The following is a 24393-nucleotide window of genomic DNA, read 5'->3' as shown; positions in this document are numbered from 1 at the left end:
CCTTAATTAATGACTATTTTTTGATGTTTTGACCATTCGGAGGTATCCGATAGGATAATTCGATCTCCAGCTGTCAGGCCTTGCATTATTTCAATTTTATCGATTGAAGTACGCCCGTAAGATACTTTTACTCGCTCGGCAATATTGCTGTCGGCTGCCAGTTTAAAAACCTCTACTTTAGTATTAGCTTCCGAAAAAATGGGGCGGCTGACATAAGTGGTGTTTTCAATTCTGCTGATTTCAATGCTTGCTTCTATGGTTGAATTTGGGCGCGCGCCTGCCGGCAATTCTTGGGTTATGGTTACGTCAACAATGACATTGCCAGCTTCGACATTTGGGTCAATTCGCGCAATCTGCCCATAAGTTGTGCCGTTAGAGGTATCTATTTGAGCGTGCAAGCCAATGGATAATAATTGTGCTTGATGTTCAGAAATGAGTATTCTGGCTTTTAAGCTCTTCGGGTTAACCACTTGCGCTAAACTTTGCCCAAGGGTTACACGTTCTCCTTCCTTTAAATTTTGTTTTTGCAATAATCCTGAATATCCTGCTTTTACCGCGAGTGCATCGACCTGTGATGCTAATAATTTTAACCGAGCTTGTGATTGTGCCAATCGAGCTTGCTCTGCTGTTATCTCGGCTTGGGTTGAGGTTTTGGCAAATTCAAAACGTTGTTTTTCAAATTCAAGTTGAGTAGCTAATTGTTTGGCGCGTAGACTAGATCGTTGGCTGGTTTGAATGGATTCTAACCCTTGCTCAAGTAGTTGTTTGTCAATTTCAGCATTTAATTTGGCTTGTTGGTAATCTGATTCAAGCCGAGTAAGATCTGATTGATTCTGTAACAAACTGCTCTCTAAACGAGCTTTACGAACAGTAAAATTGGCTTTGTCGGTTTCAACCTGCAACTGTGCATTTTGCTTTTGCTGCATAAGTTCGGGATTGCTTAACTCTACTATTACTGTGTCAGGTTCCACAGGCGCACCAGCTAATACAAAGACTCGTTCAACTCTGCCTGAAGTGGCTGCGGATACCCAGCGAATCTCAGCTGCTTCAAGCACGCCAACGCCACCAATTTGTTGCAACATTTCTCCTTGCTTTACTTCGCCAATAAAAACGAGGTCTTTATCTACCTCATATGGACCAGGTTTATAAAGCAATAGAAAAACCACAATGCTTAAAAATGCAATTAAACCAGCAATTGTCATGATTATCGTTTTATTTTTGTGTTTCTTGGCTAGGTCTGGCCTTGCTATATCCATGTATGTATTTGGGGTTAATATTGAAAATTGAGACCTATATAGAAAACATCATGCCAGTTTTTTAAGTCTAGTTTATGTGGTTGATTTTGTTATTTTATTTTTGTTTTTTGATTGATTGTGGGCTTTTGTAGTGAGGGGGTAGTGTCGATATTGGGATTTTAATAGTTGCGAAAATGGGATTTTGCATCCCATTTTCGCTCTAGCTCGGTAATGTTATCTTAGCTCGACAGCCACTTGTAGTTTGATGATTTTCTAGCGTCAGGCTACCACCATGAGCTTCGATAATTTGCCTAGACAATACTAAACCTATACCGTTGCCTGATGATTTGGTGGTGAAATAGGGAATAAAGATGTTGTTAGGGTTTTCGATACCAATTCCATGATCATCAACTTGTATGCTGAGTTGATTTGGCTCTTCATTGGCCGAAACAACAATTGGTTGGTTGTGGACGTTCGCCTCTATGGCATTTTTAATTAAATTAACCAATACTTGCTCAATTTGGCATTCATCAATGTTCAGTGTGATGTTTGTTGGGCAGATAAGCTTAATGCCTTGCGCTTGGTAAATTGCACAAATTCGCTTGAGCAATGCTTGAATAGCAACAGTTTGTTTGACTGGTTCTGGTTGTTTCGCAAGTTGAGTATAACTGTTAACCAGCCTGTTTAAATTGTTGATTCGGGTGTCGATAATGTCTAACCCTTCTGAAAAGTCATTTTGCCAGCCATCATAGAGATTTGGCTTGGCTAATGTACGATTCATACTGCCTACAGTGGTTTTAAGCGGTGTTAACGCATTATTGATTTCATGGGACAGTATTCGAATTAATTTTCGCCATGCTTCAAGTTCTTCTTCTCTTAGGTTGTTACCTATGTCAGCAAGTAATATTAATTGATAAGGTAAACCTTGTTGACGGTAACTTGAATGTTTAACTAACCAGCGACTTTTTTTGCGCGGAAAGGCAATTTCTTGGCTGCTAGCATGCGCGGCTAATTTTGCGAAGTTAAGTTGTAATGTATTTCTGTGACAGCCTATCAGTTGCTTTATCGATTTATTGTAGAGGTTTGCAGCGTAACGGTTGCAAATAACCAGTTGATCATGTTGATCAAAAGCAAGTACAGCTACATCTACTTCTGACAATACTCTGGCCAATAATTTCTCTGCTTGTGCAGCATTGAGGCGGTTTGTATTTAATTGCTCAGAAACAAAATTAAGTTCGTTCAGCACTATGTTGATTACATCATCTTTATCCGTCACTTTTGCACGCAAGCTATAATCTTGTTCCCGAAACGACATCAAGATACTTGCCACCGACTGCCACGGACGTAGTGCACTGAAATAATAAGCGGTAACAATTAGCAGCCAAGGAAAGAACACCAGCGCCAATATAGTAATGGTTTCCAACGTATCATAATTACCGGCGTATAATAAAATACCTAGTGCAATAAATGCTGGCAGCGAGCTAAATAAAGCCAATAACCAACTACGCTTAAACCCTGCTAGTTGCCACAAATTTGGATTGGTTGTTTTGTTGCTCATGTTAAATCAAAGCCGTATTTTGCTAACTTACGGTAAAAAGCGCTGCGGCTAATCCCTAAAGATTTTGCTGCTTCGTCAGGCTTACGTATGTATTTTATCAGAGCTTTATCTAACATCTGATATTCAATTTCAGCTAAGGTTTTACCCTCAATATTGATTAAATTTTGGTTCGTTTGAGGTGAAGTTGTTGCTGCAGTTATAGGACTGTTTGTGTCGGCTGTTAAGCCTAAGTTTTCTGGTTGTATCTGTTTTTCTGAACTCAACAAAATTGCGCGCTCGATACTGTGTTGCAGCTCGCGGACATTTCCTGGCCATGAGTACATTAGTAATGCTTGTTTGCTACTTTGTGTTAAGGATAAATCTTTACGCTGATATTTGTTTGAGTACTTTTGAATAAAGTGTTCGGCAAGTATAAGAATATCTTCACGTCGAGCTATCAGTGGCGGTACTACGATGGGCACTGTGTTGATACGATAGAATAAATCTTGTCTAAAAGTACCTTCATTGACCTTTTGCTGTAAGTTTGCATTGGTTGCACAAATTACCCGCACATCTGCTTTAAGTGTTTTTGAAGAGCCTACACGCTCAAACTCACCCGTTTCCAATAACCGCAATAAAGCAGCTTGTTGCTTTTCGTTAATGTTGGCTATTTCATCTAAAAACAAAGTACCACCATCAGCTAATTCAAAACGGCCAATGCGTTGGTTATTGGCTCCAGTAAATGCACCTTTTTGGTGTCCGAACATTTCGCTTTCGAATACAGATTCAGCCAAGGCGCCCATATTAATTGAGATAAATGGTTGATTATTCCGACTCGATACTTGATGGCACATATGCGCCAGCTGTGTTTTTCCTGTGCCGTTTTCGCCGGTAATCAATACATTGGTATCTGAGTGTGCAATGCGTTTAAAAGTTTCAATAATTTGCTGCATTGCAGGCGATTGGCATACAAGTTCTGAATTATGCTCATTACGTAAAATTCGGTTTTCGCTTTCTAATTTTTGTTGTTTTAACTTTGTTTGAGCTAGCTCAATTTGAGTACCGATAATGCTTAATAAGCGCTCTACGTCCCAAGGTTTAGTAATAAAGTCATTTGCACCCAGTTTCATTGCATTTACCGCTATATCAACAGATGCCCAAGCAGTCATTACGATAATTGGCACATGCGCATTTTGTTGGCGGATGTTTTTGACTAATGTTAAACCTTCTTTTCCTGAGGTTGTGTCTGATTGATAGTTTAAATCAACCAGCAATAGGTCAAAGTCGTGATCAGCTATTTGCGCTAAAACTTGTGTTGGCAATGTGCAACAGACCACGTTAAATCCTTCAGATTTAAACAAAATTTCGGCAGAACGCAGAATGTCCGTTTGGTCGTCAGCAACTAAGATGTTTAATTTTTTATTGGCCATTTGCTTGAGTACGCTGGTGTTTATCCTTTGTGGGCGCTAAGCATAAAGCAGAGGTGTTTTTAGCGCAACTCGTTGACGTTACGTGCAATATGGTCAAAGTGCTAGAGCATAATTATTGAAAATAGCCAGTTGCAGGGAGTTGGTGCTGCAAGTTTGGCGCAACATGGCCAAGCTAGCAAATGGAGAGTTACTCGCAAAAGCGCTAGACGTAGTGTGCAATATGCTCTAGTGCTTTTAGGAATGGAGCTGCTGCTGATATTGTGAATGACTGCCAATGTCCAAAGCGATCAAGTGCTGAAAGATAGTGTATGGATGGGTTGCGAACAAAACTTCACAAAACAGGGACGTTTTGTGCGAGCGCTACAAGGATGTACTTGCAGCGTTTTTGTGAGCAATTCTCCATATACTATCTTGGACATAAAGCACTAAACTAAACCAGCAACTACTAAACTAGCAGTTATATTGCACCCAACTACCCACAACATAGCCAATCGAGCATCACTTATAAAAACTCTGGTCAGGTGTGCCTTTAAAACAGGCGAGCACATATGGGTAATTATCGGTAATGTAATACCCGTACACACCGTTAATTGTCATGCCATTACACTCATCTAAATCCCCAATGCCTTGCACAAACTCATAATCATCTCTAAACGCACCATCATAGTTGCCTCCTGGGTTACCATCACCACTTGGGCGGCTGCCTTGTTTTAGTTGATAACTCGACAAAGCTTTGCGAATTACCCCATTGTCGTCAAAGTAAGAGCCGAAAATTGGAAAACCATCGGCCGCAAAACCAATAACAGGTGAGGCGACATCTCCTTTTTCATCAAATAACGCAAAAGGCGAACCATGGTAATGATAGGTGCCATCAGGTTGTGCATGCGCATTATGGCTGTCAACTTGGAAACCATTAGGAATATGCATTGGGTCGTAGCGCCAAGGCTGGCTGTCATCATTGCAACCAATTTTGCCATTGCCTATGCCATAACAACCCGCAGCGAGTAGATCAACTTTAACGCCGTTTAATAAAATAGCATTATCAACTCGCAGGCTTAATGCAGTGGTTTGTGATGCGAAACTGGGTGAGGTGGTGACACTAAATTGGTCGTTCTGCTCGGAAACGTCGTTTGGAAAGCTATTACCACCGTCATTAAAGTCGTGATTTGGTATCGCATTGGTGGCAAAAATGCAGCTATCGCCTGATACTGATATGGTTAAATCGCCTGCGAAATTTTTATTGTTATTAATGTCAGTAACGTTTGATGTATATCCAGCTACGTAATCAGCGCAGTTGGCGGTTTTTTTAGTGAGAATCGCGTCTGTGATGTCAATAACTGAACCATCATCACCCAACATTTCATTAGCGTAATTCTGTAACTGAGTGAGTGCCGCTTGGTCTTCTGCACTTGGGTTATCAATTAAGTTGTCTATTTCTTTAAAGTTATCGGTGAGGCTATAGAACTGTTGGCTGCCATCTTCAAACTGCACCAATTTGTGCGTTTGATTACGCACAGTCCAACCAGTTACATTGTCTGATTCAAATTCAGAAAAAGCATAGACATCTTTCGCTGTATCACTATGGCTTAATAAAGACGCAAAACTTGTACTGTCATTTATTTGTGTAGCTGTATTGCCTGCAAGTTCTGCTATGGTGGCAAACAAATCAACGCCTTCAACTAATGCATCTTCTCGTTCACCTTGGCGCGTTACGGCTGCACCAGAAACGATTAAAGGCACAGCAATGCCACCTTGATATAAAGTACCTTTGGCATGACTTACTCTAAAATAGTCTTGGTCAATTACAGCTTTAGGTGAACCATTGTCACCAATAAATATTATTGTGGTGTTGGCTTTTGTTTGTTCATCCATTGAATTTATCAATCGGCCTATTTCACTATCCATTGCTTCTATCGCGGCCAGGAAATAATCGCGTTTATTTTTGTCGATATCATCTTGAGTGCCGGTCAAATCTGCACGGTTATGTAAATTAGCTGGTGGTAAATGAAAAGGCGAGTGAGGCGCAGAGTATGCAACCCAAGCAAACCAAGAGGTCGTTTGTGCTGAAATCCACTCAACGGCTAAATCGGTAATTTTGCTTGTATGGTATTCAGTTGATTGAGACTGAACGCCATTAATGGTGAGAGTCCAGTTATAGTAATCGCCAGGATTAGATAAATTTCCAGCGTAATGATCAACCCCCAAATCATTTGGGTGGTTGGCATCAGGGTTTCCACCGCCTATATGCCATTTGCCAAAAACGCCAGATACATAGTTTTTAGACGCTTCAGAGTTGGCTAAGTATTTTTGAATGCTCGTATGTGCACTAGAAAGAGGCGCGGGCACGTAGGTAACACCCGAGTTATGCCCGTGTTTGCCAGTAATAATTGCAGCGCGAGTAGTGGTACAAGCTGGCGTCACCCAAGCATTATCAAAGGTTAAGCCCTTGTCCGCTAGAGAATTGAGCGTCGGCGTGGTCGGTAAATCGGTTGAATAGCTGTATTGTGCAGAGGCATCCAAACCTTGGTCGTCTGAAATGATCAGTAGGATGTTTTGTTGAACATTGTTATTGGGTTCTTCAACAATAGGTGGCTCATTTTCTTTTTCGGTATTTATATCGACTTTTACATCTTGCCCACCACATGCTGTTATCAATAAGCTTGTTGTGATAGTTGTTGCTAATAACCAATTATTCTTCATGCCACGCCTCGCTTTTTCTATTTAGCTCTAGAGCTCTGGTTATATATTTGTACAGTAAACTCTAGACCATTAATCACTCAGTAACGAACAAAAGCGCTAAAAGGTTGCATGGTTTTACAAATAAGTTAATTTGGTAGAAATGACACTAAAAGGTGCACCGTTTTAGGGATAGTTAGTGATTTTGAAATACCATAAATACTTAATTTTGTTTTAGTGGTTTGATTTTAAATGTTTTTTTATTTTTGGCACAGCAATTGTATTTATAGGTTCGTGTTTGATTAAAACTGAATTTGCACAACAGCAAATTCACTAGTTAAGTAAAACCATACACAAAGTCGTGTTTATGTTTACTTAGCTAACAATTTGATTTGGCGATGAAGCCCACTCCCGCGAAGCTTTTTTAAGGCTGAGCAGGAGTGGGTTTTTTTTTGGGAAATTTTTGGAGATATACATGAAATTTAATACGTCTGTTATTAAAGCTAGTATCAAAACTTTGGCAGCATCAGTGTCGATTGCTGCAACTTTATTCAGTGCACAAGCAAATGCAGCTGATGTGGGTTGGCCAGAGAAAGAAGAATTAAAATTCGGTTTTATTAAATTAACCGATATGGCGCCTTTAGCTATTGCTTATGAAAAAGGTTACTTCGAAGACGAAGGTTTGTATGTAACTCTAGAAGCTCAAGCAAACTGGAAAGTTTTATTAGACCGTGTAATTGACGGTCAGTTAGATGGTGCACATATGTTGGCGGGTCAGCCTTTAGGTGCAACTATAGGTTTTGGTACTAAAGCAGACATCATTACCGCATTCAGCATGGACTTAAACGGTAACGGTATTACAGTATCTAACGATATCTGGAAAGAGATGAAGAAAAACATTCCACATGAGAATGGTAAACCAGTTCATCCAATTAAAGCTGACTACTTAAAACCAGTTGTTGATAAATACCGTTCACAAGGTAAACCATTCAACATGGGTATGGTATTTCCAGTTTCTACCCATAACTACGAGTTACGTTATTGGTTAGCAGCGGGTGGCATTCACCCAGGTTATTATGCACCACATAAAGGTGACACTAGCGGTAACATTCAAGCTGAAGCACTATTAAGTGTAACACCACCACCGCAAATGCCAGCTACTTTAGAAGCAGGTACAATTTATGGTTACTGTGTAGGTGAGCCATGGAACCAACAAGCTGTATTTAAAGGTATCGGTGTACCAGTTATTACCGACTACGAAATTTGGAAAGACAACCCAGAAAAAGTATTTGGTGTATCAAAAACTTGGGCTGAAAAAAATCCAAACACTCACGTACGTGTAGTAAAAGCTATGATCCGCGCAGCAATGTGGTTAGATGCAAACAACAATGCTAACCGTCCTGAAGCGGTAAAAATCTTGTCTAAGAGCCAATATGTTGGTGCAGATTACGACGTAATTGCTAACTCTATGACAGGTACTTTTGAATACGAGAAAGGTGACAAACGTGATGTACCTGACTTCAACGTATTCTTCCGTTACAACGCAACTTATCCTTACTACTCAGATGCAATTTGGTACTTAACGCAAATGCGTCGTTGGGGTCAAATCGAAGATGCTAAATCTGATAGCTGGTACATGGATATCGCGAAAAAAGTTTATCGTCCTGACATTTATTCAATCGCTGCTCAGGCATTGATTAAAGAAGGTAAAGCAAACGCGAAAGACTTCCCTAACTTCAAAACTGAAACTGGCTTCAAACCACCACAAAAAGAATTTATCGACAATGTTGTGTATGACGGTACTAAACCAAATGCATATCTTGAGAAATTCAAAATTGGTTTGAAAGGCGACACTAAACTTTAATCGCTCTCTAGATTAGGCGGTGGCAGAGTTGTCGCCGCCAAACAAACAGCGTAGTTAGTAGGAGACATTATGAAAGAAGCAACCATGAGTAAAGTAAGCGTGTTAGAGCTTAAAAAGACCATTAGCAATATCGGTAATGAAAAAAGCAAAGCAATAGTAATGGCTATGTTATTGCCTTTTATCGGTTTGATTGTATTTTTATTATTATGGAGTGCAACCGCTAAAAACATCGACACTTCATTAGGTCAATTTCCTGGCCCTGCTCAAGTTTATGAGCAAAGCACAACTTTGGTTAATGAGCACTTTAAAGAGCGCGAAAAAGCAGAAGCGTTTTACGAGCGTCAACAAGAAAGAAACGAAGCTCGTATGAAAGTGGATCCTAATTTCGAGCCAAAAATTCGCCCTTATACAGGGAAACCAACTTTCTTCGACCAAATATGGACCAGTTTATACACTGTTATGATTGGTTTTTTAATTGCTTCTGTAATAGCTGTACCAATCGGTATCTTGTGTGGTTTAAGTGAAAAAGCCTACGCTGCAATTAACCCATTAATCCAGATTTTTAAACCTGTATCACCATTAGCATGGTTGCCGCTTGTAACTATGGTGGTGAGTGCAGTTTATGTAACTGACGACCCAATGTTTTCAAAGTCGTTTTTAACTTCAGCGTTTACAGTTACTTTATGTTGTTTATGGCCAACTCTTATTAACACGGCTGTAGGTGTATCAAACATCAGCTCTGATTTAGTTAACGTTAGTCGTGTATTACGCCTAAACAAGTTAGACCACGTATTTAAAATTGTTTTACCTTCATCTATTCCAATGATTTTCACCGGTTTGCGTTTATCACTCGGTATAGGTTGGATGGTATTAATTGCGGCAGAAATGCTTGCACAAAACCCAGGCTTAGGGAAGTTCGTTTGGGATGAATTCCAAAATGGTAGTTCTGATTCGTTAGCTCGAATTATGGTAGCGGTATTAGTGATAGGTGTAATTGGCTTCTTGCTCGACCGCATTATGTTGATGGTTCAAAAGTTTGTGAGCTGGGATAAGAACGCAGTTCTTAGATAACCGGTAACGCAACAAGTATTGAATTTTATTACACAGAATTTTGGAGCAAAAACAATGATTGATTTAGATGCAAAACACTTAGAACTAACTAAAGTCGGTATAGAATTTCCAACACCAAAAGGGCCATTTTGTGCTCTGCGAGATGTAGATCTTAAAATTGCTAAAGGTGAATTTGTTTCACTAATTGGTCACTCTGGTTGTGGTAAATCAACAGTGTTAAATATAGTAGCAGGCTTATACCAAGCAACTACTGGTGGTGTGCTACTGGACAATAAAGAAGTAAATGAACCAGGGCCAGAAAGAGCGGTTGTATTCCAAAACCACTCTTTACTACCTTGGTTATCAGCGTACGAAAATGTCGAACTTGCAGTTAAACAAGTGTTTAAAGGTAAAATGAGCAAACAAGAGATGAAAGATTGGGTTAACCACAATCTTGAACTTGTTCATATGACACACGCAGCGCACAAGCGCCCTGATGAAATTTCTGGTGGTATGAAACAGCGTGTTGGTATTGCGCGTGCATTGGCTATGCAACCTAAAGTATTGTTAATGGATGAGCCATTTGGTGCATTGGATGCATTGACTCGTGCTCACTTGCAAGATTCATTGATGGAGATTCATCAAGAATTGGGTAACACAGTGATTATGATCACCCATGACGTGGACGAAGCCGTATTGTTATCAGATCGTATTGTTATGATGACTAATGGTCCGGCTGCAACTGTAGGTGAAATTCTAAAAATAGATTTAGAAAGACCACGTGAACGTTTAGCACTAGCCGATAATCCTCAATATAATCATTATCGCCATGAAGTGTTAACTTTCTTATATGAGAAACAACGCAAAGTAGAGCCAGTGGCGACTAAAAAAGCCAATACAGAGAAAAAGGGTAAGGAAGTGGCATAGTTCCTGCTAGTCTTCTTTCATCACTGTGGGTAAAAAAAAGCCGCTTTGTCGGCTTTTTTGCTTTTTATAAGCAGGTTGGAGGAGAGTATTTTGACAACTCAACAAACTTCTAAAAAACGTGTCGTTGTTGTTGGTAACGGCATGGTTGGTCATCATTTTGTCGATCAATTAGTTAATCAAACTGAACAAGAATATGAAATTTTCGTATTGTCAGCTGAGCCAAGATTAGCGTACGACCGTGTGCATTTATCTGAGTATTTTGCCGGCAAAAATGCCGAGGATTTAGCTTTAACATCAGAAGCTTACTACAAATCTGTCGGTGTAAAATTTTTCACAAACAGTAAAGTAACCAATATAGATAAAAGCAATAAAAAGGTTACTACCGAACAAGGTATGGTGCTTGAATACGACAAATTAATTTTAGCTACTGGCTCTTTCCCTTTTGTTCCTCCAATACCGGGCAAAGAGCGCGAAAACTGTTTTGTTTACCGCACAATTGAAGATTTAGATGACATTAAAGCCGCGGCGGAAAAATGCAAAGTCGGTTTAGTTGTTGGTGGTGGTTTGCTCGGTTTAGAAGCAGCTAATGCACTAAAACAGTTAGGCTTAAAAACCCACGTAATAGAATTTGCACCTCAGTTAATGCCAACCCAAATAGATATTGGTGGTGGCCGTGCACTTAAAGCTAAAATTGAAGAGCTAGGTGTAGAAGTACACACTGAAAAAGCTACCAAACAAATCGTTGATGGTGATACTTGTGTGCATAAACTTGAATTTGCCGACGGCTCTATTTTAGAAACTGACTTAGTATTGTTTTCTGCTGGTATTCGCCCGCAAGACCAACTAGCACGTGACTTTGACATTCAAATTGGTGAGCGTGGTGGTATTGTTATCAATGACAATTGTCAAACGTCAGAGCCAGACATTTACGCAATTGGCGAATGTGCTTTATGGCAAAACCGTATTTTTGGTTTAGTTTCACCTGGTTATACTATGGCGCGAGCGGCAGTATCACATATTATCGGCGGCGATTTCACTTTTGCCGGTGCGGATATGAGCACCAAATTGAAATTAATGGGTGTTGCCGTAGGTTCAATTGGTGATGCGCACGCGCGCACGCCAAATTCAGTTACTTTCTGTTATGAAAACCCGCAAGAAGGCATATATAAGAAAGTGGTAACAGATGCTGAGCAGAAGCACCTTATTGGTGCAGTGTTGATCGGTGATACATCTGAATATGACAATTTACTCCAATATCACCTGCAAGAGTTAGAGCTGGAAGATACCCCAGAATCATTAATTGTGCCTATGTTGCAAGGCGAGCCGGTTAACCCTGCGCTTAATATGGCTGATTCTAGCTTTGTCTGTTTGTGTAACATGGTGACTAAAGGCACAATAGCGGAAGCTGTGCGCGACGGTTGTGATACTGTTGAGGCGATTAAAGCTAAAACACGTGCAAGTTCAAGCTGTGGTACCTGTGTGGGCATGGTACAAAACGTAATTGACCTCGAACTCGCCAACCTAGCAGTTGAGGTATAAGGTTTTGGCCTCTATTTGAGGCTGATGCTAATAATGAGCAATGGACGCAGCCTAGGCTGCGTTTTTATTTGGTAAAAACAGTTAAGATTAGCGTCTCTTTTTGGTGCACGCGCATTTTAAAACACCATATTACAAATACCAGTTTAATGCTCATAAAGGTGAATTTGAATTAAAAGCCTTTTAAAACATGTAGTTATTAAAGTTGGTATAGGTGTTGCATTTTATAACTTGTTCCCGAAGGCGGGCAGTCATGAAGAACCTATTCTTGAGTGTTTATGTTAAGAATTTCAATGGCGGAATCTTAACCAAATTTAGGTAAGAATTTGATGAACGAAACAGCAGTAAGATTGAAACAAACCACTTGTCCGTATTGTGGTGTTGGATGCGGCATCGACGTTAAAGTTGATGGGCAGACGCTAACTCAAGTGACAGGTTCTTCAGAACATCCCGCCAATTATGGGCGTTTATGTGTTAAAGGCTCATCCGTATTAGAAACGAATGATGTATCAGGGCGATTACTGCAGCCTATGATAGGAGATTCACAAGTTTCTTGGGATGACGCAATTAACCATGTTGCGAGTGGCTTCAATAAAGTTATTGAAGAATTCGGTCCACAAGCAGTCGCGTTTTATGTGTCTGGTCAATTATTGACTGAAGACTATTATGTCGCGAACAAATTGATGAAAGGTTATATCGGCAGTGCCAATATAGATACTAACTCTCGTTTATGTATGTCGTCAGCTGTAGCTGGTTATAAACGTGCGTTTGGCTCTGACACTGTTCCGTGTAATTACGAAGATTTAGAAGATACAGATTTATTGGTTTTAACAGGCTCAAATGCCGCTTGGACACACCCAGTGTTGTTCCAACGTATGGAAAGAGCCAAAATGTTAAACCCAGATATGAAAGTTGTGGTGATTGATCCTCGCCAAAGCGCAACTACTGAGTTGGCTGACTTACATATCGCAATTAAACCAGGTAGCGATGTTGCCTTGTTTAACGGTTTATTAAACTACTTACATCAACATGATTGTATTGATCAAAATTATGTAAATAGTTTTACCGAAGGTTTTGATACAGCACTTGCCAATAGCAAACAATGGACTATTGAGCGTGTGGCTGAATATTGTGATTTGCCAATTGAGCAAGTAACAACTTATTACCAGTGGTTTGCGAAAAGCCCAACTGCAATTACTTTTTATTGCATGGGGGTGAATCAATCATCACAAGGTACAGATAAATGTAACGCTATTATTAACTGTCATTTAGCAACTGGTAAAGTTGGTAAAAAAGGCAGTGGTCCATTCTCTATTACTGGGCAACCTAATGCTATGGGTGGCCGTGAAGTAGGCGGTTTAGCTAATATGCTAGCTGCTCATATGGACATTGAAAACCCACAACACCGCGAGTATGTGCAAACATTTTGGCGTTCTCCTCGCATTGCAGAGCAAGCAGGCGCGAAAGCGGTAGATATGTTTGCTAAAGTGAAAAGTGGTGAAATTAAAGCCATTTGGATTATGGCAACCAACCCAGCGGTTAGTTTGCCAAATGGTAATGAAGTGGCACAGGCGTTAAAAGACTGTCCATTAGTTGTGGTTTCTGATTGTAATGAAAATACTGATACCTCTGAATGGGCAAATGTACGTTTACCAGCAACAGGTTGGTCAGAGAAAAACGGTACAGTAACCAATTCTGAGCGTCGAATTTCACGTCAACGTGGCATTATGCCACCATCTGGTCAAGCTAAACACGATTGGCAAATTATTTGTGACGTTGCTAAAGCTATGGGTTTTGCTTCTGGCTTTAAATATACTCATCCAGCTGAAATTTTTGATGAACATGCGCGTTTATCTGGTTATGAAAATAACGGCAGCCGTGATTTTGATATCACAGGGTTAGCAGGCTTATCCGAAGCTGAATACGACAAATTGCGTCCAGTTCAGTGGCCGGTAAATCGTGAAAACCCGAATGGCTGTGCGCGTATGTTTGAAAATGGCCGTTTTTACACTAAAACAGGTAAAGCTCAGTTTATTACAACTGAAGCAAAAGCGCCGGTTCAGCAAACTTGTAACGATTATCCATTTGTATGTAACTCAGGTCGTGTACGTGACCAATGGCATACAATGACTCGCACAGGTAAAGCGGCTAAATTAACTGCGCACGTTTCTGAAGCATTTGTGGCAATACATCCAGATGATGCAGAAAAACTTAATTTAGTGGATGGTCAAATTGCTCAGTTAACTTCGAAATTTGGTCAAGCGTTATTACGCGTTCAATTTGATCAAGGTCAGCGCAAAGGCGAAGTTTTTGTGCCTATGCACTGGAACAAACAGTTTGCATCCCAAGCGAATATTAACCGTTTATTTGCACCTGTTGTTGACCCAATTTCAGGTCAACCAGAGCTTAAACACGCAGCAGTTGCTATTGAAGCTTATCAAGCTGATTTTTATGCAGTTGCTTATAGCCGCCACGCTATGCAAGCAAATACTGAATACTGGTCGAAAGCACCAAACCAAGCAGGTGAACAGTTATTGTTCGCTGGCCAAGGTGAGGTAAATGACTGGTTAGATTGGTGTCAAAAACACACTGCTGCTCAAGGTGAGTGGTTACGTGTTGAAAACAACAATGATAAGTCATTTAAAGTCGTTTGTTATACCCAAGGTCAGTTAGAGTTTGTTTGTTATATTCAAGCTACGCCATTTACTGAAGATATGAGCTGGTTAAGTGAAATGTTTATGTTGCAGGTATTTGATCGCGAAGAGGTTAAAGCACTTGTTTCTGGCATTCCTACTCCTGAAGTAGCTAAAGGTCGTCAAATTTGTAGCTGTTTTAAAGTGGGCGAGAAACAAATTATCGAAGCTATTGTTGATTATGGTGACGATACTGTTGAGAAGTTAGGTGATCGCCTACAATGTGGCACCAACTGTGGTTCATGTAAAACTGATTTAAGTGGTTTAATTAAAAGCCATTGTAAAAGCTGCTAATTAACGGCTGTGATATAGCGCAATATTGTTCTGGATATTGCGCTTTAGTTTCATTCCTTTTGCGTTTATACCCTGCCGATTTATGCTCCGGTGCTGCAAGTTAGAGCTGATCTGGCCAATAAGGTAAATGGGGAATCTCTCGCAAAAACGCTTCAAGGCCGTCCGTGGCTCGCTCGCACAAAACATCCCTGTTTTGTGAAGTTTTGCTCGAGACACACCCATCCACCTTATTTCTGATTGTTGTTGCTGTACTATCGTTGTCTTATATACCTAGAAAAACAACGTGACCGTGAACATATTTTTGATGAACAGTAAAATATATACATGCTTCCGAACCTATGCTTCACTCTTTTGTAGAGAGTACTCAGGCAGATCTGAATACGTGATATGAACAAAAATTAGGTTCAACATTACGTATCAAATTCAACCTATCGAGACAAATATTTGTCGGAGTCGGGGACTAACAAACAGTGCTTTACTAACGCGCAAACTAAGCTTGCGTTAGTGAACCAATCGAAAGAATTCAACTAAAAAACTTTGAGTACCGCTCATTCATCAGAAAACTGCATAAATTTAGCTGACGTTGCACCGATAAGTTTTAGCCGCAACACCACATGCGAATAAGGCGGATGGATGTGTTGCGGACAAAACTTCAAAAGATAGGGGCGAATGAAGACCGAAGCACCGCTTCGCAGCTGAATGAGGTGGAGCCATGGACGGCGACAGGACTCAGCTTCAGGATGAATGTCCGCTAACATGTCTAAATTGCCTCATTTTGGACGTAATACTCCATCGACCTTATGGTTTGTTTTGCACATACTTTAAGCAACGCGACACGTTTTTGTGAGAGATTCCCCATTTACCTTATGAGCATAGTTGCACCAACATTGAAGCGATATGGATTGTTGGCAAACATGGAAACTCATTACGAAACCGTAAGCTTAAAAAACTCACACATAAGCTCTACTTTTGCACGTCCATTGACGTAAAATACCCAACAAACGCACAGACTTAATTGAGGTTAGCTATGCAAACAGAATTTAAACAATACATAAAAATGGTTGGCCGTGGGCAAAGGGCAGGTGAGTTGCTCAATAAAGAACAAGCATTTGATGCAATGCAACAAATGTTAGAAGACAAAGTGAGTCCAGAACAACTTGGCGCATTTTTAATGTTAATGCGTGTGCGTGAAGAAACCGCCGAAGAACTCGCAGGTTTTGTAGAAGCATGTCGTACAACAGTGCAAAGCGAATTTACTGAACTAAATATTGATTTGGACTTAGGTTGTTACGCAGGTAAACGCCGTCATTTACCTTGGTTTTTATTGGCTGTTATGGCATTTGCACAATCAGGGCGCAGAGTCTTTATTCATGGCACGGCTGAACCAGAGTCACAGCGCTTATATGTAAAAGAAGCACTGCAATTTTTTGGTATCGAGCCCGCTACAAACAAACAAAGTGCAGAGCAACAGCTAAATAAGTTTGGTTTTTGTTATGTAGAGTTGGCAGATTTAAACAAACCACTGGATAAACTCATTCAATTACGTGCTTTATTTGGTTTGCGTTCAGCTGCTAACACATTGGCACGAATGTTGAATCCTAGTAAAGCAAAACACAGTTTGCATGGTGTACATCACAGAAACTTTGATATACGTCATGTTGATGCAGCACAAATGTGCAATGATGCAAGTGTAGTGTGCTTTCGTGGGGAAGGCGGTGAAGTTGAGTTTAACCCAGAGCGAGAAGTTACATTACATTATTTTAAGCAAGGTCAAAAAGGCGAGCTTAAAATGCCTGCTTTGTTGGAAAACTGGCAAATCAAACCAAGAGAGTTAGATTTGGCGCAATTACAACAAGTCTGGTTGAATCAAGTTGATAACAACTATGCAGAACAAGCTGTAATTGGCACATTAGCGATATTTTTATTAACAACCGATGCAGTAGCTACGGTTGAAGAGGCGATACAACGAGCTAAAGATATTTGGCAGCACAGAAGTGCAACTTGGCCACTAGGCTAAAATATTAGCAAATTCATTCCTACCAAGCGCTGGTCAGTTGGCCAGCGCTCCTTCTCTTTTTTTTATCTTTAAGTGTTTGAAAAATAAAATAAATTATCTAAAAATATGTTGACAGGCTAAACCTAAATCACTTAATCTAGTCCTGCGTCTGAGCATCCAGCATCACTTTCAAGAAACGAATTTTTTATATTGTTATTTGGGAGTGACCTATGGAACTTAAAAAATCTAAACTAGCATTAACTCTAGCATCTGTATTAAGCGCTGGATTTATGTCTACCTCTGCAATGGCTGCAGATTCATTAGCAACAGCTTTCAAAGAAGGTACTGCTTTTGGCGATTTTCGTTTACGTTACGAAGATGCTGAAATTGGTGCAACTGATGGAAGTGCGTTGACTTTCCGTACGCGCCTTGGTTTTAAAACCGCTGCTGTGTCTGGTTTTTCAGCTCTAGTTGAGTTTGAAGATAATCGTCAAGTATTAGGTGAAGATGATTACAACACTGCACTTGCTGGTGTAAATAAAGGCAAAGCAGAAATATCAGACCCTGAATTTACCGAATTGGAGCAAGCATATATTGCCTATGCTAATGGTGGCTTTTCAGCAAAATTAGGCCGTCAAGTTATTACTTTAGATGGTCACCGTCACATTGGTCATGTTGGTTGGAGACAAGATAGACAAACCTTCGATGCGTTGAATGTTGGTTTCAAATCAGGTGATTTCAATGCAACTCTTGCATATGTATACAAGCACAACCGTATCTTTGGTGAAGTGAGAGATGTTGATGCAGATACTATCTTAGTTAATTTATCTTACGATACTGGTTTTGGTAAAGCTGTAGCTTATGGTTATCAAATTGCCCCAGAAGCAACTCAAGAAGTGGATACTTACGGTGTTAGTTTTACAGGCGCGACAGGCGGTGATGTTAAGTTTTCTTACTCGGCTGAATACGCAGTTCAAGACAACAAAACACTTGATATAGATACTAGCTACTTATCGTTAGAACTAGGTGCTACCTTCTCAGGTTTCACAGTGAAAGTTGGTCAAGAAACTTTAGGTTCAGATGATGGTAATGGGCATTTTATAACCCCATTAGCAACTTTGCATAAGTTCAATGGCTTTGCCGATGTGTTCTTGGGTCATACCTTTAACTCTCCAGCAACAGGTATGGGTTTGGTTGATACTTACGCATTTGTTGGCACCAAAGTTGGTGGTGTTGCACTAAAAGCTTTCTACCATACCTTTGATTCGGATGAAGGTTCATTAGATTATGGTGATGAAATTGACTTTGTTGCAGCAACTAAATTTGGCTCTTACACCACAGGTCTGAAATATGCGACTTATAGTGCTAAAGATGGTTCTTACGCAGACACTGATCGTTTATGGATTTGGGTTGAAACCAGCTTCTAAAAATTACCATTAAGGAAAGTTGAATAACAACAAGGATTATTCCTTATAAACAGCAGCTTAGGCTGCTGTTTACTTTTTTGCTAACTAAGGTTGCACTTTTTTGGTGCTTTGCAAAAAGGTATTTATGGTATTGATTTGGTCTATTTGGGTGCACTAATAGTGCAACATGCTTCTAAAAAGTGAAATAGACCCAATAACGCAAGGGTTATCTAGGCAAGGTTGTCTTTAAATATTGGTTTACATCAAGTCTTTTAAATAAAAAAGCTAAGTAAATCATTGAGTAACGAAACTAAATAATGATTTTTTGTTGTTTGGCATTACTCTTGCATTTTAAGGTTATCGATTTAGTTACTCAGCTTGTGCAAAGATGTTTAAGTTAGTAAAACAAGACAGTGGTGTTGGTAAAGTCTCTCTGGTAGGTGCCGGTCCGGGTGATGCAGATTTGCTCACTATTAAGGCGCTCAGATGTATTCAAACAGCTGATATTATTTTATACGACCGTTTGGTTAGTGAAGATATTCGCAGCTTGTTTCCTGCCTCTACTCCCGCTTTTTATGTTGGTAAAGCAATGGGCAATCATTGCATTCCACAAGAAAAGCTAAACGAACTTCTCATCGAAAAAGCACTAAAAGGCTTTAACATTTGTCGTTTAAAAGGCGGCGACCCGTTTGTATTTGGTCGCGGTGGCGAAGAAATGTTAGTGCTCAAGCAAGCTGGAATTGAAGTTGAAGTTGTGCCAGGTGTTACTTCAGGTATTGGTGCAGCAAGTTACTCAGGTATTCCAGTTACGCATCGTGGTCTATCACAAGCTTGTACTTTCGTAACTGCACATGCAGAAAAAACGTTGAACATTGATTGGCAAGCTTTAGCTCGTCTTAATCACACTTTGGTATTTTATATGGGATTAAGCAAGTTGCCGGAAATTCACCAGCAGCTTGTTGCTCACGGTTTGGCAGCTGACACACCAGCAGCGCTGATTGAAAATGGTTGCCGCAAAGAGCAAAGAGTATTTACAGGGACAGTGTCTAATTTAGAGCAATTGGCTAAGCAACATAAGTTGCAAACTCCTACGTTAGTGGTTGTTGGTCAAGTGGTTGAATTAGCAGAATCACTTCATTGGTTTGGACAACTGACCAGTGAAAATTCTGAATGGACGCAGTTGTCAGCTTAATAGAGGGTAAATAATGAGCAAGCAAAAAATTATTGTTGTTGGTAATGGTATGGTGGGTCACAAGTTCATCGAAAATATGATTGAACACCCGGATTACGACCAATACGAAGTAGTTACTTTTTCCGAAGAGCCGCGTCTAGCATATGACCGTGTACAGCTTTCATATTACTTTGCTGGTAAAACAGTAGATGAGTTAATGCTGACGTCTCCTGATTATTATGATGAAAACGGCGTCCGTTTTATTGTAAGTGACAAGGTCGTTAACATTGATCACGCTAACAAAAAAGTCGTCACAGCAAGTGGTCGTGAAGAATCTTACGACAAACTAATCTTAGCAACGGGCTCATATCCATTTGTGCCACCAATCCCAGGTAAAGACCAAGAGCATTGTTTGGTTTACCGTACCATCGAAGACTTAGAAGGCATGACTGCTTCAGCTAAAGTTAGTAAAGTCGGTGTTGTAGTTGGTGGTGGTTTATTAGGCTTAGAAGCTGCAAACGCACTTAAAAACTTAGGTTTAGAAACTCACGTTGTTGAATTTGCACCTCGCTTGATGGCTGTTCAGTTGGATGAAGGTGGCGGTCAGCTGCTTCGTTCAAAAATTGAAGCTTTAGGTGTAAGTGTTCACACTGAAAAAAATACCACTGAGATTGTAGCTGGTGAAACTTGCCGTTACCGCATGAATTTTGCTGACGGTAGCCACATTGAGACAGATGTAATTTTATTCTCTGCTGGTATTCGTCCACAAGACGAGTTAGCGCGTCAGTTTGATATCGAAATCGGTCCTCGTGGTGGTATCGTTATCGACAACAACTGTTTAACTTCTGCTAAAGACGTTTACGCAATTGGTGAATGTGCTTTGTGGGATGGCAAAATCTATGGTCTAGTAGCCCCAGGTTACAACATGGCTAAAGTGGCAGTTTCGCACATCACAGGTGGTGATCTAGCGTTTGAAGGCGCTGATATGAGTACCAAACTTAAATTATTAGGTGTTGATGTTGCAAGTATCGGTGATGCTCAAGCACGTACCCCTGGTTGTTTAAGCTATACATATTCAGACGGCCACGCTGGTGTTTACAAACGTTTAGTTGTATCTGCTGACAACAAAAAAGTAATTGGCGCTGTATTGGTAGGTGATGTAGAAGCCTACGGTAACTTATTGCAAATGATGTTAGGTGACATCGAAATCCCTGGTTCGCCAGAAGCCTTAATTTTACCGTCTATCGATGGTGCGGCTCCGGCCTTAGGTGTCGATGCATTACCTGACAGTGCGCAAATTTGTTCGTGTCATGACGTAACAAAAGGCGATATTTTTGAAGCAGTTAAAGGCGGTTGTACTGATTTATCTGGTATTAAATCATGCACTAAAGCGGTAACTGGTTGTGGTGGTTGTGCCGCTATGACAACGCAAGTTATGAACGCTGCTTTAACTGAAATGGGTGTTGAGGTTGATGACAGCCTTTGTGAACATTTCTCTTATACACGTCAAGAAATCTTCGACATTATCCGTGTTAAAGGCATCAAATCTTTTGATGAATTATTAGAATCACACGGTCAAGGTCATGGTTGTGAAATTTGTAAACCTGCAATTGGTTCAATGTTAGCAACACATTGGAACGAATATGTATTGGATGACAAGCATATTGGTTTACAAGACACCAATGATATTTTCTTAGCTAATATGCAACGTGACGGAACTTACTCTGTTGTTCCTCGTATTGCAGGTGGTGAAATTACCCCTGAGCAATTAATTGTTTTAGGTGAAGTAGGCCGTGACTTTGGTTTATATACCAAAATTACTGGTGGTCAGCGTATCGATTTCTTCGGTGCTCAATTACATGAACTTCCACCAATTTGGGAACGTTTAGTAGAAGCTGGTTTCGAAACTGGTCACGCTTACGGTAAATCATTACGTACAGTTAAGTCTTGTGTTGGTTCTACTTGGTGTCGTTACGGTATGTTGGACTCAGTTTCAATGGCCGTTAACTTAGAGATGCGTTACAAAGGTTTACGTTCTCCACACAAATTAAAAATGGCTGTTTCAGGCTGTACCCGTGAATGTGCTGAAGCACAAGGTAAAGACGTAGGTGTAATTGCAACTGATAAAGGTTGGAACTTATATCTATGTGGTAACGGTGGTATGAAACCGCGTCATGCAGACTTATTCGCGCAAGATCTCGACGATGAAACATTAATCAAATATATCGACCGCTTCTTTATGTTCTATTGCCGCACAGCAGACAAGTTACAACGTACTTCTGTATGGATGGATAACTTAGAAGGTGGTATCGAGTATTTACATGAAGTTATCGTTGAAGACAAATTAGGTATCTGTGAAGAATTAGAAGCAGATATGGCACGTGTTATCGACACTTACGAATGTGAGTGGAAGAAAACATTAAATAGCCCAGAGCGCTTAAAACGATTCGCTCACTTTATTAACTCAGACTTAACCGATGACAACTTAGCTTACGTTGAAATGCGTGGTCAGGCCAAAGGCCGCATCGCAACTGACGAAGAGCGTCAAAAGTTGGCCAAAGGTGTAGAAATAGAAACAGTTGAATTAGTTTAAGGTGACGAACATGAGCGAATGGAAAGATATTTGTAAATTTAGCGATTTGGCAGCCAATACAGGTGTATGTGCTTTGCACAACCAAGAGCAAGTAGCAATTTTCCGCGTTGGAAAAGAGCAAAAAGTATATGCCATTTCAAATTACGACCCGATTGGTAAAGCGAACGTTTTATCGCGCGGTATTGTTGGTGACATCAAAGGTAAGCTAGTTGTTGCTTCTCCTTTATACAAACAACACTTCTGTTTAGAAACAGGTGAGTGTTTAGAAGAACCTGAAAACTCTGTTAAAGCATATGCAATTCGAGTTGAAGGTGATGTTGTCCAGTTACAAGCGTAACCGTTTTTTTGTTACTTACCCTCTAAGTAGTAACAAGCCGACTTTCGGGTCGGCAACCTAATTCAATTTAAAATTTTGAGGTGTAAACGTGGATAAAGACACTAAGTTTAATATTTTCTCTATGCAGGGGAAAATGAAAGTACTCCATATGTCATGGATTGCATTCTTCATTACTTTCGTAGTTTGGTTTAACCATGCTCCGTTATTAGGCGCGATTAAAGAATCTTTAGGTTTAACAGCCGCTCAAGCAAAAACCTTGTTGATCTTAAACGTAGCTTTAACTATTCCAGCTCGTATCATTATTGGTATGTTGACGGATAAATTCGGCCCTCGTCGCGTTTATTCTGCATTATTATTTCTTTGTGCTTTCCCATGTTTTATGTTCGCATTCTCGACAACGTTCGAGATGGCAGCATTATCTCGTCTATTGTTAGGTTTCATCGGTGCTGGTTTTGTAATCGGTATTCGTATGGTGAGTGAATGGTTCCCGCACAATGAGTTAGGTACTGCTGAAGGTATTTATGGTGGTTGGGGTAACTTCGGTTCAGCTGCTGCTTCTTTCACTTTACCTGTATTAGCTTTATGGATTGGCGGTGATGACGGTTGGAGATATGCAATTGCATCAACTGGTGTTTTATGTATTTTCTGGTCTTTCGTTTACTACAATACTGTAAGTGATACACCTAAAGGTTCTACTTATTTCCGCCCTAAAAACATTGGTGGTATGGAAGTAACCAGTAAAGGTGACTTTGCATTCTTAATCGTAATGAAACTACCAATGTACTTTGCACTAGCATTGTTAACTTGGAAACTTTCACCAAACGGTGTGTCTTTGATCTCTGAAACAGCTGCTGTGTTAGCTTACGTTGGCCTAGTTTTATTGTTTGTTATCGATACATACAAAGCATACGATGTTAACCGCGAAATTTTTGTTAAGCCAGTTCCAGAAATTCAACGTTATAAATTCAAGCAAGTTGCTGTTTTAAACATCTTATATTTCGCAACTTTCGGTTCGGAATTAGCGGTAGTTTCTATGTTACCTTTATTCTTCGCTGAAACGTTCGGTTTATCAGCTGTTGTTGCTGGTATGGTTGCTTCTGCTTACGCATTCATGAACTTAATGTCTCGTCCGGGCGGTGGTTTAATCTCTGATAAATTTGGTCGTAAGAAAACATTACTTATTTTAACTGCTGGTTTAGCAGTAGGTTATTTCGTAATGAGTTTAATTGATGCAACATGGCCTGTATGGGTAGCGGTTGTAGCGGCTATGGCATGTTCATTCTTTGTACAAGCGGGTGAAGGTGCAGTATTTGCGGTAGTACCATTAATCAAGCGTCGTTTAACTGGCCAAATCGCTGGTATGACAGGTGCTTACGGTAACGTTGGTGCAGTAACTTACTTAACTATCTTCTCTATGGTTGAACCTTCAACATTCTTCTTAGTAATTGCAGCAACAGCCGTATTAGGTTTTGCAACTCTACTATTGATGGAAGAGCCTTCTGGTCATATGGCAGAAGTACGTGAAGACGGTTCAGTTGAGTTAATTAAAGTAAGCTAATTACTTAAACAATAGTTTTTACTAAAAACCGTTAAAGCGAAGTTCTGAATTCAGGCTTCGCTTTTTTTATATTTGTCATTTACTTACAAG

At 40.1% G+C, this 24393-nt stretch carries 14 protein-coding genes and 1 pseudogene; 11 read left to right on the top strand and 4 right to left on the bottom strand.

Annotation, left to right across the window (positions count from 1 at the left end; all coding sequences use genetic code 11):
- Positions 1–2: 2 nt before the first annotated feature.
- The 4 genes from WSC_RS0108155 to WSC_RS0108140 form a co-directional block, all read right to left on the bottom strand.
- A complete protein-coding gene (locus tag WSC_RS0108155) occupies positions 3–1256 on the bottom strand; it encodes an efflux RND transporter periplasmic adaptor subunit (RefSeq protein WP_082196143.1) in 1254 nt (417 codons plus the stop codon).
- A gap of 199 nt (positions 1257–1455) precedes the next feature.
- Positions 1456–2793 (bottom strand): sensor histidine kinase, encoded by a 1338-nt coding sequence (locus WSC_RS0108150; RefSeq protein WP_016955431.1) that lies wholly within the window; start codon positions 2791–2793, stop codon positions 1456–1458.
- Positions 2790–4202: a sigma-54-dependent transcriptional regulator gene (locus tag WSC_RS0108145; RefSeq protein WP_016955430.1), complete on the bottom strand. Its 1413-nt coding sequence runs from the start codon at positions 4200–4202 to the stop codon at positions 2790–2792. The genes WSC_RS0108150 and WSC_RS0108145 overlap by 4 nt, the downstream gene beginning before the upstream one ends.
- Positions 4203–4700: 498 nt before the next feature.
- Entirely contained in the window at positions 4701–6902 is a 2202-nt protein-coding gene (locus WSC_RS0108140) for a YHYH protein (RefSeq protein WP_016955429.1), read from the bottom strand.
- Positions 6903–7353: 451 nt separating this feature from the next.
- Between WSC_RS0108140 and WSC_RS0108135 the strand changes: the two genes are divergently transcribed.
- The 11 genes and pseudogenes from WSC_RS0108135 to WSC_RS0108080 all read left to right on the top strand — a co-directional run bounded on the left by WSC_RS0108135 (position 7354) and on the right by WSC_RS0108080 (position 24303).
- Positions 7354–8742, top strand: coding sequence for a CmpA/NrtA family ABC transporter substrate-binding protein (locus WSC_RS0108135; protein WP_016955428.1), 1389 nt, complete (start codon positions 7354–7356; stop codon positions 8740–8742).
- A gap of 159 nt (positions 8743–8901) precedes the next feature.
- Complete coding sequence (locus WSC_RS0108130; RefSeq protein ID WP_237716298.1) at positions 8902–9813, top strand: ABC transporter permease; 912 nt, start codon at positions 8902–8904, stop codon at positions 9811–9813.
- 54 nt (positions 9814–9867) lie between these two features.
- Positions 9868–10719, top strand: a complete 852-nt coding sequence (locus WSC_RS0108125; RefSeq protein WP_016955426.1) for an ABC transporter ATP-binding protein — start codon at positions 9868–9870, stop codon at positions 10717–10719.
- Between the two features lie 90 nt (positions 10720–10809).
- Positions 10810–12255, top strand: a pseudogene (locus tag WSC_RS22215) (FAD-dependent oxidoreductase); the annotation flags it as partial.
- 329 nt (positions 12256–12584) lie between these two features.
- Positions 12585–15242, top strand: a complete 2658-nt coding sequence (locus tag WSC_RS0108115) for a nitrate reductase (protein WP_016955424.1) — start codon at positions 12585–12587, stop codon at positions 15240–15242.
- Between the two features lie 1027 nt (positions 15243–16269).
- On the top strand, positions 16270–17259 hold the full coding sequence (locus tag WSC_RS0108110) for a glycosyl transferase family protein (protein ID WP_016955423.1): 990 nt from the start codon (positions 16270–16272) through the stop codon (positions 17257–17259).
- Between the two features lie 209 nt (positions 17260–17468).
- Positions 17469–18665 (top strand): alginate export family protein, encoded by a 1197-nt coding sequence (locus WSC_RS0108105; RefSeq protein WP_016955422.1) that lies wholly within the window; start codon positions 17469–17471, stop codon positions 18663–18665.
- 367 nt (positions 18666–19032) lie between these two features.
- Positions 19033–19836 carry a uroporphyrinogen-III C-methyltransferase gene (gene cobA, locus WSC_RS0108095; protein WP_016955420.1) on the top strand — a complete coding sequence of 268 codons (804 nt, stop codon included), beginning with the start codon at positions 19033–19035 and terminating at the stop codon, positions 19834–19836.
- Between the two features lie 13 nt (positions 19837–19849).
- Positions 19850–22408, top strand: a complete 2559-nt coding sequence (gene nirB, locus WSC_RS0108090) for a nitrite reductase large subunit NirB (protein ID WP_016955419.1) — start codon at positions 19850–19852, stop codon at positions 22406–22408.
- Positions 22409–22418: 10 nt separating this feature from the next.
- Positions 22419–22745: a nitrite reductase small subunit NirD gene (nirD, locus tag WSC_RS0108085; protein ID WP_016955418.1), complete on the top strand. Its 327-nt coding sequence runs from the start codon at positions 22419–22421 to the stop codon at positions 22743–22745.
- 88 nt (positions 22746–22833) lie between these two features.
- Positions 22834–24303: a NarK family nitrate/nitrite MFS transporter gene (locus tag WSC_RS0108080; RefSeq protein WP_202801998.1), complete on the top strand. Its 1470-nt coding sequence runs from the start codon at positions 22834–22836 to the stop codon at positions 24301–24303.
- The last annotated feature ends 90 nt before the right edge of the window (positions 24304–24393 follow it).

This window comes from Catenovulum agarivorans YM01 (assembly GCF_000281085.1).
Classification (GTDB): domain Bacteria; phylum Pseudomonadota; class Gammaproteobacteria; order Enterobacterales; family Alteromonadaceae; genus Catenovulum; species Catenovulum agarivorans.
The sequence above is the reverse complement of the archived record's forward strand: the minus strand, read 5'-3'. Positions and strand labels throughout refer to the sequence as shown.

Excerpts from the sequence above, each read along its gene's own strand:
- WSC_RS0108155 (WP_082196143.1), bottom strand. The coding sequence starts at position 1,256 with ATGGATATAGCAAGGCCAGACCTAGCCAAGAAACACAAAAATAAAACG.
- WSC_RS0108150 (WP_016955431.1), bottom strand. The coding sequence starts at position 2,793 with ATGAGCAACAAAACAACCAATCCAAATTTGTGGCAACTAGCAGGGTTT.
- WSC_RS0108145 (WP_016955430.1), bottom strand. The coding sequence starts at position 4,202 with ATGGCCAATAAAAAATTAAACATCTTAGTTGCTGACGACCAAACGGAC.
- WSC_RS0108140 (WP_016955429.1), bottom strand. The coding sequence starts at position 6,902 with ATGAAGAATAATTGGTTATTAGCAACAACTATCACAACAAGCTTATTG.
- WSC_RS0108135 (WP_016955428.1), top strand. The coding sequence starts at position 7,354 with ATGAAATTTAATACGTCTGTTATTAAAGCTAGTATCAAAACTTTGGCA.
- WSC_RS0108130 (WP_237716298.1), top strand. The coding sequence starts at position 8,902 with ATGGCTATGTTATTGCCTTTTATCGGTTTGATTGTATTTTTATTATTA.
- WSC_RS0108125 (WP_016955426.1), top strand. The coding sequence starts at position 9,868 with ATGATTGATTTAGATGCAAAACACTTAGAACTAACTAAAGTCGGTATA.
- WSC_RS0108115 (WP_016955424.1), top strand. The coding sequence starts at position 12,585 with ATGAACGAAACAGCAGTAAGATTGAAACAAACCACTTGTCCGTATTGT.
- WSC_RS0108110 (WP_016955423.1), top strand. The coding sequence starts at position 16,270 with ATGCAAACAGAATTTAAACAATACATAAAAATGGTTGGCCGTGGGCAA.
- WSC_RS0108105 (WP_016955422.1), top strand. The coding sequence starts at position 17,469 with ATGGAACTTAAAAAATCTAAACTAGCATTAACTCTAGCATCTGTATTA.
- cobA (WP_016955420.1), top strand. The coding sequence starts at position 19,033 with ATGTTTAAGTTAGTAAAACAAGACAGTGGTGTTGGTAAAGTCTCTCTG.
- nirB (WP_016955419.1), top strand. The coding sequence starts at position 19,850 with ATGAGCAAGCAAAAAATTATTGTTGTTGGTAATGGTATGGTGGGTCAC.
- nirD (WP_016955418.1), top strand. The coding sequence starts at position 22,419 with ATGAGCGAATGGAAAGATATTTGTAAATTTAGCGATTTGGCAGCCAAT.